General features: G+C 58.0%; 14 protein-coding genes. 8 read left to right on the top strand and 6 right to left on the bottom strand.

Annotated features, from left to right (window positions below):
- Positions 1 to 155 precede the first annotated feature (155 nt).
- From AC4LF3_RS02955 to AC4LF3_RS02970, 4 genes are all read right to left on the bottom strand, one after another.
- A complete protein-coding gene (locus AC4LF3_RS02955; RefSeq protein WP_010796937.1) occupies positions 156 to 1,013 on the bottom strand; it encodes a glucose 1-dehydrogenase in 858 nt (285 codons plus the stop codon).
- 33 nt (positions 1,014 to 1,046) lie between these two features.
- Entirely contained in the window at positions 1,047 to 2,114 is a 1,068-nt protein-coding gene (locus AC4LF3_RS02960; protein ID WP_491834740.1) for a class I mannose-6-phosphate isomerase, read from the bottom strand.
- A gap of 141 nt (positions 2,115 to 2,255) precedes the next feature.
- Positions 2,256 to 3,116, bottom strand: coding sequence for an SDR family oxidoreductase (locus tag AC4LF3_RS02965; RefSeq protein WP_112297618.1), 861 nt, complete (start codon positions 3,114 to 3,116; stop codon positions 2,256 to 2,258).
- 132 nt (positions 3,117 to 3,248) lie between these two features.
- Positions 3,249 to 3,836: a cytokinin riboside 5'-monophosphate phosphoribohydrolase gene (locus AC4LF3_RS02970; RefSeq protein ID WP_239382037.1), complete on the bottom strand. Its 588-nt coding sequence runs from the start codon at positions 3,834 to 3,836 to the stop codon at positions 3,249 to 3,251.
- Positions 3,837 to 3,937: 101 nt separating this feature from the next.
- Here AC4LF3_RS02970 and AC4LF3_RS02975 point away from each other — a divergent pair, with 101 nt between their 5' ends.
- Both AC4LF3_RS02975 and azu read left to right on the top strand, forming a co-directional pair.
- Positions 3,938 to 4,174 (top strand): hypothetical protein, encoded by a 237-nt coding sequence (locus AC4LF3_RS02975; protein WP_010796941.1) that lies wholly within the window; start codon positions 3,938 to 3,940, stop codon positions 4,172 to 4,174.
- Positions 4,175 to 4,273: 99 nt separating this feature from the next.
- The gene (gene azu / locus AC4LF3_RS02980; protein ID WP_074823296.1) at positions 4,274 to 4,726 is read left to right on the top strand and encodes an azurin; all 453 of its coding nucleotides are present in this window, start codon (positions 4,274 to 4,276) and stop codon (positions 4,724 to 4,726) included.
- A gap of 53 nt (positions 4,727 to 4,779) precedes the next feature.
- On the opposite strand, the gene rutR is transcribed toward azu, so the two are convergent.
- A complete protein-coding gene (gene rutR / locus AC4LF3_RS02985) occupies positions 4,780 to 5,454 on the bottom strand; it encodes an HTH-type transcriptional regulator RutR (RefSeq protein WP_491834741.1) in 675 nt (224 codons plus the stop codon).
- A gap of 312 nt (positions 5,455 to 5,766) precedes the next feature.
- Between rutR and rutA the strand changes: the two genes are divergently transcribed.
- From rutA to AC4LF3_RS03015, 6 genes are all read left to right on the top strand, one after another.
- Positions 5,767 to 6,861 carry a pyrimidine utilization protein A gene (gene rutA, locus AC4LF3_RS02990; RefSeq protein ID WP_122043548.1) on the top strand — a complete coding sequence of 365 codons (1,095 nt, stop codon included), beginning with the start codon at positions 5,767 to 5,769 and terminating at the stop codon, positions 6,859 to 6,861.
- Positions 6,861 to 7,589 (top strand): pyrimidine utilization protein B, encoded by a 729-nt coding sequence (gene rutB, locus AC4LF3_RS02995; protein WP_491834743.1) that lies wholly within the window; start codon positions 6,861 to 6,863, stop codon positions 7,587 to 7,589. Before rutA ends, rutB begins: the two co-directional genes overlap by 1 nt.
- 2 nt (positions 7,590 to 7,591) lie before the next feature.
- Positions 7,592 to 7,978: a pyrimidine utilization protein C gene (rutC, locus tag AC4LF3_RS03000; RefSeq protein ID WP_491834744.1), complete on the top strand. Its 387-nt coding sequence runs from the start codon at positions 7,592 to 7,594 to the stop codon at positions 7,976 to 7,978.
- Positions 7,979 to 8,138: 160 nt separating this feature from the next.
- Positions 8,139 to 8,909 (top strand): pyrimidine utilization protein D, encoded by a 771-nt coding sequence (gene rutD, locus AC4LF3_RS03005; protein ID WP_074823281.1) that lies wholly within the window; start codon positions 8,139 to 8,141, stop codon positions 8,907 to 8,909.
- Between the two features lie 41 nt (positions 8,910 to 8,950).
- Positions 8,951 to 9,490 carry an NADH-dependent FMN reductase RutF gene (gene rutF, locus AC4LF3_RS03010; protein WP_074823279.1) on the top strand — a complete coding sequence of 180 codons (540 nt, stop codon included), beginning with the start codon at positions 8,951 to 8,953 and terminating at the stop codon, positions 9,488 to 9,490.
- A gap of 107 nt (positions 9,491 to 9,597) precedes the next feature.
- Entirely contained in the window at positions 9,598 to 10,752 is a 1,155-nt protein-coding gene (locus AC4LF3_RS03015) for a hypothetical protein (protein WP_122043542.1), read from the top strand.
- A gap of 45 nt (positions 10,753 to 10,797) precedes the next feature.
- Here AC4LF3_RS03015 and AC4LF3_RS03020 read toward each other — a convergent pair whose 3' ends face one another.
- Positions 10,798 to 12,135, bottom strand: a complete 1,338-nt coding sequence (locus AC4LF3_RS03020) for an MFS transporter (RefSeq protein ID WP_074823275.1) — start codon at positions 12,133 to 12,135, stop codon at positions 10,798 to 10,800.
- Positions 12,136 to 12,391 lie beyond the last annotated feature (256 nt).

Here is a 12,391-nt window from a genome sequence, read left to right on the forward strand (position 1 = left end):
GGGATATGCATGCCAGAGAGGCATACCAAGCGGATCGCTTCATCCTTTAAGCAATAGCATGCTTTCAACGAAACGGTAGGCGCAGTATGAAGCGGAGAGATGACAGAACAGCGTAAGAAGCCGGCTGGGCCGTTAGACAGCCCAGCCGTGATCGATCAGAGCACGGGCGAGCCGCCAGTGACAGGCACCATGGCACCGGAGACGTAGCTGGATTCATCCGAGGCCAGCATTACATAGACTGGCGCCAGTTCGACAGGCTGGCCAGGACGACCCAGCGGCGCCATCTTGCCGAAGCTTTCCACCTGTTCGGCTGGCATGGTGCAGGGGATCAGCGGCGTCCAGATCGGTCCGGGTGCCACGCTGTTTGCGCGAATACCTTTTTCGGCCAGAAGTTGCGCCAGACCTGCCGTGAAGTTGGCGATTGCTCCTTTGGTGGCGGAGTAAGCCAGCAGTGAAGGCGGCGCGATGTCCGCATTGATCGAGGAGGTATTGATAATGGAGCCGCCCTTGGGCATGTGCTTCACAGCCGCCTGGGTAATGCGGAACATGGCGGTGATGTTCACATCGAACGTGTGCACCCACTCTTCATCCGGAATTTCTTCCAGCGACTGGCGGGTCATCTGGAATGCGGCGTTGTTGACCAGCACATCGATACGGCCAAACGCTTCAACAGTTTTCTGCACGACGGCCAGGCAGTTTTCGCGCTGGCTCAAGTCACCTGGAATCAGGATTGCCTTGCGGCCTGCTTCGGTAACGAGCCGTGCCGTTTCACGGGCGTCTTCGTCTTCGCTCAGGTAGGAGATGGCAACGTCCGCACCTTCGCGAGCAAAGGCCAGGGCCACCGCGCGGCCGATACCGCTGTCACCGCCGGTAATGAGTGCGGCCTTGCCTTTCAGGCGGCCGGAGCCTTTGTAGCTCTGTTCGCCAAAGTCCGGACGCGGATTCATCTGGCTTTCATAGCCCGGATAGGGTTGGGTTTCGGCTGGCATGGGTGGCGTTGGATAGTCGGACATAAAGACCTCCTTTCAAGTGGTTAGAAAAACGGGTTAATGCGTGGCGCCCAGCACTGCAAAGGCTTGATCAACGTAGCCTGCAGCGCGCAAGGGCGTCCGAATGTCTTGCTCAAGGTCAGGTACGTAGCCGAACAGGACGTCAGCCGGTCCGGCTAACTGAATTTCTCCTAGCGCGGCAGGCAGCAGAAGGGTTTCGGCAGCGCCCAAGACGCCAGACCAGTTACCGGCCTGAATGCGGATGGGTGTGCCGACGTTGCTGAGCAGCGTGGCCTTGTTGAAACGGTAGGTAAGGGGCTTGGCGCCCGCACCGGCTACACGCCAGCGCTCCAAGGCAAAGTAAGGGCTAGCAGTACAGATTAAGCGATCAATGTCATCGCCTTGGGGCAGCCGGAAGCCGGGTGTGAATTCGGGTTGGGGTTCGAGATAGCACTCTTCGAGCAGCTGATCGATACCGGCAATCCAGTCCTGATGGCTGAGCGGCGAGCCGTCGGACATCTGCCAGGGCATTGCCTGTTGCTGGATATCCGAAGTCTGCTCGATCTCATAGATCAGCGTACCGGGGCCAAAGCTGTGCAGCGTGCCTCCAGGCACATAGATGGTTTCACCTGCACGGACCGGCAGACGGCGCATGACGGCGTCGTAATCCTGGGCAATCAGGGCGCTGCGCAAGGTATCGCGATCAATCCCCGGCTTGATTCCGACCAGTGCGGTGGCACCGGGCTCGGCCCAAAGGATATGCCAGGCTTCGGTCTTGCCGTTGGGCTGACATTCGAGACGGCGGGCGGTTTCGTCATCAGCATGCAAATGCACCGGCAACATGCCGCAGCCATCGATAAACTTGCTGAGCAGGGGGAAATAGGGACCGTCAAACCCCGGGCCCACCAGCTCGGTGGGATAACGCTTCACCAGATCACGAAGCGATTGACCGGCAAGCGAGCCCTCGGTGACATTTGCAATGCTGCCTTCGACATCGCTGACTTCCCATGTCTCGGCAATACGGCCAGCAGGCAGCCCGCGGCGACCCAGTATTTCAGCAATGGCGTGACCGCCAAACATGTGGCTACGGATAGGGGTAGATAACCGAAGAGGGTACCAGTCCATGTGTGCTCCTTAGTACAGATGAGGAACAGGCAGGCAAAACAATCCCGTACGCTCACAAGGGCGCATGAGTCATTAAGAGCATGTAGATGTTTGGTCTGGCCACGGTCGGCCGGTTTGTAGCCGACCATGGCGCAGTAGGTCTTACAGAATCGGCTTGCCGCCAGTGACCGCAACGCGAGCGCCAGACACATAGCTGGCTTCATCAGAGGCCAGCATGACGTATACAGGCGCAAGCTCGGCCGGTTGACCTGCTCGTCCCAGCGGAACCTGGCTACCGAATTGCGAGGCCTGTTCAGGCGGCATGGTGGACGGAATCAGCGGTGTCCAGATCGGGCCGGGTGCCACGCTGTTCGCACGGATGCCTTTTTCGGCCAGGAGCTGAGCCAGACCTGCCGTGAAGTTGGCAATCGCTCCCTTCGTGGTGGCATAGGGCAGCAGAGTGGCCTTGGGCATGTCCGAATTCACAGAGGTGGTATTGATGATCGAACCACCTTTGCCCATGTGTTTGACGGCTGCCTGGGTGATACGAAACATGGCCGTGATGTTCGTATCGAACGTGTACACCCATTCTTCGTCCGGAATCTCTTCCAGCGACTCGTGGGACATCTGGAATGCGGCGTTATTGACGAGTACATCAATGCGGCCGAACTCAGATACGGTCTTCTGAACGATATCCAGGCATTGCTGGCGCTTGCTGATATCGCCTGGCAGTAGCAGAACCTTGCGTCCGGCTTCTTTCACGTAGCGCGCAGTATCCTCGGCATCTTCATGTTCGTTCAGGTAGGAAATGGCAACATCGGCACCTTCCCGAGCGAAGGCTATGGCCACTGCACGACCGATGCCGCTGTCTCCCCCGGTGATGAGCGCAACCTTACCAGCCAGACGACCAGATCCCTTGTAGCTCTGCTCGCCACAGTCCGGAACGGGTGTCATTTTGGATTGAAGTGCTGGCGGCTCTTGGGGTTGTTCGGGGAAAGGCGGGCGTGGGTAATCGGTCATGATGAATTCCTCCAAACGTGTTAGGGCGATGTAAAAATGCGACATGCCATACGTTGAGCGGGTTCACCAAAAGAGATGAATGGTGCTGAAACGATAAAACGAGGCCATACGCCTCGCTTTATCGACTGAAGTGATCTACTTGGGCGCGTTGGCGTGCCAGCGAGGCGCTACGGTGGGCGTCCATTGTTCAAGCGCATTGAGCAGTTCATCCGGCGACTGGCTGACCTGAAGCATCTCGCGATGAGGGCCAGCCACAAAGCCCTGACTCACTGCATGATCCAGGAACTGTGCAAGGGGCGCGTAGAAGTTATTTACTTCCAGAAGGCCCAGCGGCTTGGCGTGATAGCCGAGCTGACCCCAGGTCCAGACTTCAAATAGCTCTTCCAGTGTGCCCAATCCCCCCGGCAGGGCTACAAACGCATCGGCCAGTTCTGACATCCGTGCCTTACGGGCATGCATGCCATCGACTACTTCAAGACGGTTCAGTCCCTTGTGGCCGACTTCGGCATCCTGGAGGCTTTTGGGGATGATGCCTATCACCTCGCCTCCGGCTGCGAGGGTCGCGTCGGCTACGATGCCCATCAGGCCCACGGCACCGCCACCATAGACGAGCGTCAGACCGCGCTTGGCCAGGGCGCGACCCAAAGCTTCGGCAGCTTCACGGTAGATTGGGTCGGCGCCTGTCTTGGCGCCACAAAATACACAAACGGCTTTCAACGACATTGCTGATCCTTGGCTGGTAGGAGGCGTAAGCGTAATCCTCACGCCAAGGTTAACCAAGCCTTGTCATGATCAGTGCCGTAGTGCATGCAGGAGAGGTGGCCATGAAGCAATCGGCTGATCGCAGGTGCGCGCGTGCCGATTACTTCAGGCTGGAGGGAGCATCAGGCAGAGACCTGTTCAGGACAGGTGCCGCTGGCACCCAGAGCGTAGGCGATGAAAAGCTGGTTGATGTAGTCCGGGAATTTCATGGTGGGTACTCCTCAAGACGGCAAGTGACAGGGGCATCCTCTCAATATCAGGCTGGCCTTGCCGCTCAAAAGTTTCGATGGCAGCCATAGCCGTTTCGTTGCAAACCATGTTCCAGACGTTTTAGCGATTGGAACTCGCTTTCAAACATGCCAGTCTTCACTAAGTGAACACATGCGTTAGGAGATTTCATGAAACGTTCGCTTTTCGCTGTCTCTTTGCTTGCTCTGGCCAGCTCATCCGTATGGGCAGCCGACCAGTGCTCGGTCGATATTCAGGGAACTGATCAGATGACCTTCAGCACGGACAAAATCAAGGTCAATGAGGACTGCAAGCAATTCACGGTCAACCTGATCCATCCCGGCACGCTTCCCAAGAATGTGATGGGGCATAACTGGGTCTTGACCACAAAGGATGATGTCCAGGGCGTCGCCACTGACGGTATCGCGGCAGGTATGGACAAGGATTACCTCAAGGAAAACGATTCCCGCGTGATCGCCCATACCAAGGTGATTGGGGGTGGCGAAAAGACGTCCGTGACGTTTGATACCTCCAAATTGAAGAAGGGAGAGGACTATGAATATTTCTGCTCCTTCCCCGGTCATGCGGCCATCATGAAGGGCACGCTCACGATCGACGACTGAATGTCGAAAGACCGATAGAAAGCCCGGCATTGACCGGGCTTTTGCATTTCAGGCTAACGGGGCTTCAAACCCTCCAGAATCAGTGCCTGTACACTGCTCAGCACCTCTTCGAAAAACACAGGGTCATCGAGGGTCTTGCCCAGGATGGCCTGAACCTGGACACGAAAATCGGCGTAGTGCTGGGTGGTTGCCCAGAGCGTAAAGATCAGGTGATGCGGGTCGACCGGAGCCAGTTGACCGGCGTCGATCCAGGCGCGGATTACTGCAGCTTTGGCCTCGACCGTCTCCCGCAGGGGCACTTCCAGCTCGCTCAGGAGCAGCGGCGCGCCTTGCAGGATTTCTATGCAGAACAGGCGGGATTCGGCTGGGTAGTCACGAGAGATTTCCAGCTTGTGCCTGATGTAGCCCTTGATGGCGTCGATCGGGTCCTGCTCTGTGCTAAAGGTCTTCAAGGGGGCCAGCCAGATCACCAACAGCTGGCGTAGCACGTTGAGGTAGAGGTCTTCCTTGCTGCCAAAGTAATACAGCAGATTGGTCTTGGAAACCTCTGCCTGGGCGGCTATCTGGTCAAGACTGGTGCCATGCAGGCCGTACCGGGAAAACAAGTCCAGCGCTGCCTCAAGGATGATGCCGCGCTTTTCCTCGATCTGCCGTCGGCGGCGCTCCAATGTCGCAGCACTGGGCTTGCGAGTGGGCTTGCTGGGTGTGGATGAACGGTCCTGACTCACAACGACTCCTGCCTCTACAGCACGAACTGCACTTTACCGCGAGCGGCCTTGAGTGAGTACCGTCAGTCGAATTTCATGCTCGCCAGAGTAGCAGGTCGCCTGCGGTTTTCGCCCCATCATCGTGCGGGCTGCACAAACCAGGTGCTCTTGTTTGGACCAAATGGTCCACGCTAAGAAGCAGGTTTTGACCTAACTCCTTGTTTGCCCAGCAGAAACCTAAAGCTGGCAGAGTTTGTGCTCTGTCCTTGGTATTCCTGGCTTGCGGTACGGGCGGGAAATCACTTCGACCCACGAGCGAATCCGAGGCTGAGCATGACTCTAGACATTGGCGTATTCATCCCGATCGGCAACAACGGCTGGCTCCTCTCCGAGAACGCACCGCAGTACAAACCTACCTTTGAGCTGAATAAGAACATTGTGCAGCGCGCCGAGCACTATGGCTTCGACTTTGCCCTGTCGATGATCAAGTTGCGTGGTTTTGGTGGCAAGACCGAGTTCTGGGATCACAACCTGGAATCCTTCACCCTGATGGCAGGCCTTGCCGCCGTTACATCCCGCATCAAGCTATTTGCTACTGCCGCTACATTGACCCTGCCGCCTGCCATCGTGGCGCGGATGGCCTCTACCATTGACTCTATTTCCGGTGGCCGCTTCGGCGTGAACCTTGTGACCGGTTGGCAAAAGCCTGAATACAGCCAGATGGGCCTTTGGCCGGGCGATGAGTTCTTTGCTACCCGCTACAACTACCTGGGTGAGTACGCCCAGATCCTGCGCGACTTGTGGGGAACCGGTCGCTCCGACTTCAAGGGCGAACATTTCCAGATGGAAGACTGCCGTGTCAGCCCGCAACCGCAAGCTGATATGCAGATCGTGTGTGCTGGCTCCAGCGACGCCGGCATGGCCTTCTCGGCACGGTACGCCGATTACAATTTTGTCTTTGGCAAAGGTGTGAACACGCCCAAGGCTTTTGCGCCGACCTCCGAGCGTCTTATGGCCGCCACCGCCAAGACAGGCCGCGACGTAAGCTCCATCGTGCTGTTCATGGTGATTGCCGGCGAAACCGATGAAGCGGCACGTGCCAAGTGGGAACACTACAAGGCCGGCGCCGACGAAGAGGCCATCAAATGGCTGGGGGCTCAGGCGGCAGCTGATACCAAGTCAGGCGGCGATACGAATGTACGACAGATGTCGGACCCGACGTCCGCGGTCAACATCAACATGGGTACGCTGGTGGGCTCCTACGCCAATGTCGCCCGCATGCTGGATGAGATCGCCGAGGTACCTGGGGCCAGTGGCGTGTTGCTGACCTTTGACGACTTCATGCAGGGCGTTACCGAATTTGGTGAAAAGATCCAGCCCTTGATGCAGAGCCGCCGTCATGTCACTCGGCTGCAGGAGAGTGCCTGATGAACGCGCTTGAATCCGTGGCAGGGCATGCCGTGCCGACAGGCAGCCAGGACGCGGTCACGCTACCTGCACGCCCTGAGCCCCTGCGGCTGAAGGCCAGCGAGACGGCAGTCATAGTCGTCGATATGCAGAACGCCTATGCAAGCAAGGGCGGCTATCTGGACCTTGCTGGCTTTGATGTAGACGCAACCGGCCCGGTAATCGAAAACATTGCCGGGGTGGTGGAAACCGCGCGTGCGACCGGTATCCAGGTTGTCTGGTTTCAGAATGGCTGGGATCCAGAGTATCAGGAAGCTGGTGGACCTGGTTCGCCCAACTGGCACAAGTCCAACGCGCTCAAGACCATGCGTAAACGCCCGGACTTGCAAGGCAAGCTGCTTGCCAAAGGCGGTTGGGATTATGCGCTGGTGGATCAGCTTCAGCCGCGGGAGGGGGATCTGGTCGTACCCAAAACCCGCTACAGCGGTTTCTACAATACGCCTCTCGATAGCCTCCTGCGTGCCCGCGGCATTCGTAACCTCGTGTTCGTAGGGATCGCCACCAACGTCTGCGTGGAGTCCACGCTGCGAGACGGGTTCTTTCTCGAATACTTTGGCGTCTGCCTGGGCGATGCCTGCCATCAGGCCGGGCCGCGCTCGGCGCACGAGGCGGCGCTATTCAATATCGAGACGTTTTTTGGCTGGGTTTCAACCGTTGCCGATTTCCACGCCACCTTCAAAAAGGACTGACCATGCCCAAGCACAGCGTGATTCCCGCCGGAAGCGGAAAACCCCTTGCGCCCTTTGTTCCAGGCTCACTGGCTGATGGAGTTCTGTATGTTTCCGGCACCCTGCCATTCGACAAGGACAACAACGTTGTACACGTGGGCGATGCCGCTGCACAGGCGCGGCATGTGCTGGAAACCATCAAGGGGGTCGTGGAGGAGGCCGGCGGAACGATGGATGACGTGACCTTCAACATGATCATGATCACCGACTGGGCGAACTACGGGGCGATCAACGCGGTGTACGCCGAGTATTTTCCAGGCGAGAAGCCCGCGCGTTATTGCATCCAGTGCAGCCTGGTAAAGCCGGATGCGTTGATCGAGATCGCCAGTATCGCCCATGTGGGAACGTAAGTGAGCAAGTGAAGTGATGGTATCGCTTCGCTCAACCCATCTTATGAGTCTGTAGGTTGGGTCGAGCCGTCAGGCGATATCTGCTACCAGGGGATTTCCCGTCACGCACCTCATGAAACAACCCATGCGCGTTATCCAACGGTATACAGGGGAGCCTTGCATGCACTACGAGATCCATGGCCGGCAGGATGCCGAGGCCGATACCATCGTACTGTCATCCGGTCTTGGCGGTGCGGGGGCATTCTGGGCACCACAGCTCGCGGCGCTGGGCGAGCACTTCCGCGTGGTGACTTACGACCAGACCGGCACAGGCAAGAGCCCGGCGGTTATCCCTGAGGGCTATACCATCGAGGCCATGGCGCAGGATGTACTGGATATGGTCGATGCGCTGGGTATCACGCGTTGCCATTTCATGGGGCACGCCCTGGGCGGTCTTGTAGGGCTTCAGATCGCCCTGATGCGGCCTGAACTCTTGATCAGCCAGATTCTGGTCAACGCCTGGAGCAAGCCTAATCCGCACAGCGCCCGCTGTTTTGCTGTACGACTCGCGCTGTTGAACGATACAGGCCCGGCCGCCTACGTACAGGCCCAGCCCCTGTTTTTGTATCCCGCCGACTGGATGCTGCAAAACACCAAACGCCTCGAGGCCGACGAAGCCCATGCCCTGGCGCATTTTCCCGATAGCGAGAATGTGCGCCGACGTATCGCCGCATTGCAGGCATTCGATGTGGATACCCAGCTGGCGCAGATCAGAACACCCACCCTGATCGTCGCCAACCAGGACGATCTGCTAGTGCCGTGGGTGTGTTCCGAGCATCTGGCCAAACACCTGCCCGATGCGCAGTTCGAGCTACTCAGCTACGGCGGGCATGCCTCCAGCGTGACGGACCCCGATACCTTTAACGCTTTAATGCTCGACTACCTGACCTGAATCCGATGACAGGAGCGTCGCTCCTGCAGTGAGGCTATGCCATGTCACTTGCCAACCTGAATATCGTTTCGCCCGTACAACCTCTGCGTGTACCCAAGCAGGACTATCGCGATGCCATGGCCCGGCTGGGCGCGGCGGTCAATATCGTGACGACTGATGGTCCCCAAGGCCGTGCCGGCTTCACGGCAACAGCCGTGTGCAGCGTGACCGACGAGCCGCCTACCTTGCTGGTCTGCCTGAACCGTTCAGCCTCGGTCTATCCGATTTTCAAGGCCAACGGCACTTTGTGCGTGAATACCTTGAGCAGTGAGCACAAGGCACTCTCCAATCTGTTTGGCGGTAAAACCGATGTGGAGGAGCGGTTTGCCGCGGCGTGCTGGAATACCCTGATCACCGGCTCGCCAGCGCTGGAAGGGGCAGTGGTCTCATTTGATTGTCGAATCGTTTCGATCAATACCGTAGGCACTCACGACGTACTCTTGTGCGAAGTGGTCGCTATCGAGCGCCAGGACGATGTAGACGGGCTGGTCTACTTCAACCGGAGTTATCAGGACCTGCTGACATCCGCTCCCTGCGGATAACGATGGTAGGGATGTGCTGAGCCGCTTATTCCTCGTAGAGTATGGGCTGACACATGGGTCGATAGGCTGTGTCGGTTCGTACAAGAAAGGGTCGAGGATAAGAGTCCATGAGAGGTATCGTTTCTGTGCTGCAGTGCTGTGGCGCGGCACTGTTGCTGGCTGCCGGTTCGGCCATGGCAGAGCCGGAGCTGCTGCAGGGCACTGTCGGGCAGGCCAAGGTGCTGGTTGAACTGGATCTGGCTAAACCCGACGAGGTGACCGGGCGCTATTTCTACCAGAAGTACCATACCGATATTGCGCTCGACGGAGCGTTGGACAAGCAGCGTACCCTGCGTCTGAGTGAGAATCGTCCTTTTTTCAGCACAAAAAGCGTGCCCATGCAGTGGACGCTCAAACAGGGCGCCAATGGTCGCTGGACCGGCCGCTGGGCCAGCAAAGGCAAGACGCTCGATATCAGTCTTTCCCCTGTAGCGCTGCCGCCAGCACGTCCTGATGATTTACCCGCCCTGGACGAGCTGCGGCGTACATCACCCTATGAGTATCTGCGCCTGAAAGGGCTGAGCCTGAAGAAAGACAGGCAAGACACCTTTATGGGATATGGCTTGCAGTGGTGGGTGGAGCCTGTTTCCCGCATTCGCCTATTCCAGCTGGTTTCATCCCCTACGGCGATGGATCTGAGCGCTGCCAACAGGACGTTGCAGAATCGGCAGTGGCAGGAGGTGAACAGCTACTTTGGGTGTCTGTCCGGGGCACGTGATCGTGAGACAGAGTTCGATCAGACGGTCAAACCGGTATTTATCAATGACTCTGTACTGAGCGTCAGCCTGTTCACCAGCTACGACTGCGGCGGTGCGCATCCAGACTTTGGTGATGCGCCGCTCAACATGGAGTTGGCCACCGGCAAGATTCTAGAGTTGGAAGACGTGTTCTGGCTGGGCAAGGGGCCGTCCATCCATTACGAGCGGGGCATGGATAATCTGGAGGCGTACTCCAACTACCGCGAGCAGTTGTTTGCCCCGTGGGTGGTTGACCAGTTCAAGCGTCTGTATCCCGAGCTGATGAACGACGACCCGAACGAATGCAATTACCAGGACCCTTCTGTCTGGCAGTTTTCGGTGTGGTATTTCGAGCCTCGTGGAATTTACCTGGGGCCTACTTTTGCCCGGGCCGCCAGAAGCTGCGATGAGCCAGGCGATACGGTGATTCCCTACAAGACCATCAAGGCGCATCCGGGGCCGGTCAAGGTCACGCTACCGGAGTGATTGGATCAGACTAGAGGCAGCCGGAGCGGCCTCTAGTCTACTCACTCAATGAGCCTGTGAAGGTGCGCCCACGGTACGAACAGGGGCAGACAGTTTGAGCAGAAGCACCGTAGCCGCCGCCAATACAAACACCACGGCGTAGCCCTGATACAGCTGAGCCGGACCCCACTGCAGGTCAATCAGCCCACCGGCCACCAGTGGCGAGAGAATAGCCCCGAAGCGGCCAATGCCAATACCCCAGCCCATACCCGTTGCGCGTACCGAGGCGTCATATGCCATGGAGGCCAATGCATACAACCCGGCAATGCAGCCGTTACTGAAGAGGCCAATGAGCAGACCCAGGGCAAAGGCCGTGGTCAGTGAGGAGGTGGAGGAAACGAACAGGCTGAGCAGCACGGCTGTGCAGGCCATGAAAACGGCCAGCAGGTGGCTGATCTTAAAGCGTGCAGCGAGCATACCGATCAAGGCTGCACCAAAGATGCCGCCAATGCTCAGCAATACTCCACCCGTCACGCCCTGCTGTGCAGAAAGACCGGCCGACACCAGCAGCTTGGGCGTCCAGCTCATGATGAAGTAGAAACCGAACATCGTCAGGAAGAATGAGCCCCAGATCAACAGGGTGGTGCGTAGCAGCGCGGGTGAAAATAGCTGTTTGAAGCTGCTGCCCTTGTGCGCTTCGCGCAGGGGCTGCGGAGGCAACTCGGTAAGCGGTGCATAGCCCAATTTCTGGGCCAGGCGATTGACCCGCACCAGGGCATTATCCGGGCGCTTGGCCAGCAGAAAATCCAACGATTCGGGCAGACGCCACAGTACGAAGGGAATGATAGCGAACGTCACCAGGCCACCAAAGACGAAGACCGAGCGCCAGCCCCAGGCAGACAGCAATGCCACGGCAATAAGCCCGCCAATGGTGGCCCCGAGGGCATAGCCGGTGGATTGCAGGGTCACTGCAAGCCCACGCCACCGCTTGGATGAGTACTCGCTGGCAATCACATTACTGCTGGCCAGGATGCCACCGATACCAAGCCCAGTAATGGCCCGCAATACAGCCAGCTGAGTAGCTGACTGACTAAATGCAGATAGCAACATGCCAAGGCCTGCAACGGTTACGCACGCCAGAATGAGCGGGCGACGGCCAAAGCGATCCGCCCAGGGAGCAATAAATAGCGAGCCCGCAGCCATGCCAAACAGTCCTGCGCTGAGCAGTACGCCCAGCTGAGCGCCAGAGAGCTTCCATTCAGCGGAAACGGACGCGGCGGTAAAGGCCATGACCAGCACGTCGAAGCCGTCGATCATGTTTAACGCGATACAAATGATAATGGCGGTCCATTGAAAGCCGTTCATGCGGCCTTCATCGACAGCCCGGCGAAGGTCGTTATGCATGTTCAGCCTCCCGAATAGTGGTGGCGCGCAAGTGACGTGCATAACAGAGCAGAGGTAGCGGTGTCATGAGCATGGGGGGTGCCTCTTGTTATTGTTGTAGTGCTGGAAGTCTGCTCGAAGCGTTCAAGCCTTGATCGCGATATTCGAGGCAGACCGGATGCAGTACTTATACGACACCGCGGCCCTCCCGACGTAGAAGAGTGGCCGCTTAACGAACAGCTTTTGATGGCGATCTGATGACCTGACGGGCGTTCAT

The sequence above is a fragment of the Pseudomonas sp. C2.3V genome, assembly GCF_058536325.1.

Excerpts from the sequence above, each read along its gene's own strand:
- AC4LF3_RS02955 (WP_010796937.1), bottom strand. The coding sequence starts at position 1,013 with ATGTCCGACTATCCAACGCCACCCATGCCAGCCGAAACCCAACCCTAT.
- AC4LF3_RS02960 (WP_491834740.1), bottom strand. The coding sequence starts at position 2,114 with ATGGACTGGTACCCTCTTCGGTTATCTACCCCTATCCGTAGCCACATG.
- AC4LF3_RS02970 (WP_239382037.1), bottom strand. The coding sequence starts at position 3,836 with ATGTCGTTGAAAGCCGTTTGTGTATTTTGTGGCGCCAAGACAGGCGCC.
- AC4LF3_RS02975 (WP_010796941.1), top strand. The coding sequence starts at position 3,938 with ATGAAGCAATCGGCTGATCGCAGGTGCGCGCGTGCCGATTACTTCAGG.
- azu (WP_074823296.1), top strand. The coding sequence starts at position 4,274 with ATGAAACGTTCGCTTTTCGCTGTCTCTTTGCTTGCTCTGGCCAGCTCA.
- rutA (WP_122043548.1), top strand. The coding sequence starts at position 5,767 with ATGACTCTAGACATTGGCGTATTCATCCCGATCGGCAACAACGGCTGG.
- rutB (WP_491834743.1), top strand. The coding sequence starts at position 6,861 with ATGAACGCGCTTGAATCCGTGGCAGGGCATGCCGTGCCGACAGGCAGC.
- rutC (WP_491834744.1), top strand. The coding sequence starts at position 7,592 with ATGCCCAAGCACAGCGTGATTCCCGCCGGAAGCGGAAAACCCCTTGCG.
- rutD (WP_074823281.1), top strand. The coding sequence starts at position 8,139 with ATGCACTACGAGATCCATGGCCGGCAGGATGCCGAGGCCGATACCATC.
- rutF (WP_074823279.1), top strand. The coding sequence starts at position 8,951 with ATGTCACTTGCCAACCTGAATATCGTTTCGCCCGTACAACCTCTGCGT.
- AC4LF3_RS03015 (WP_122043542.1), top strand. The coding sequence starts at position 9,598 with ATGAGAGGTATCGTTTCTGTGCTGCAGTGCTGTGGCGCGGCACTGTTG.
- AC4LF3_RS03020 (WP_074823275.1), bottom strand. The coding sequence starts at position 12,135 with ATGCATAACGACCTTCGCCGGGCTGTCGATGAAGGCCGCATGAACGGC.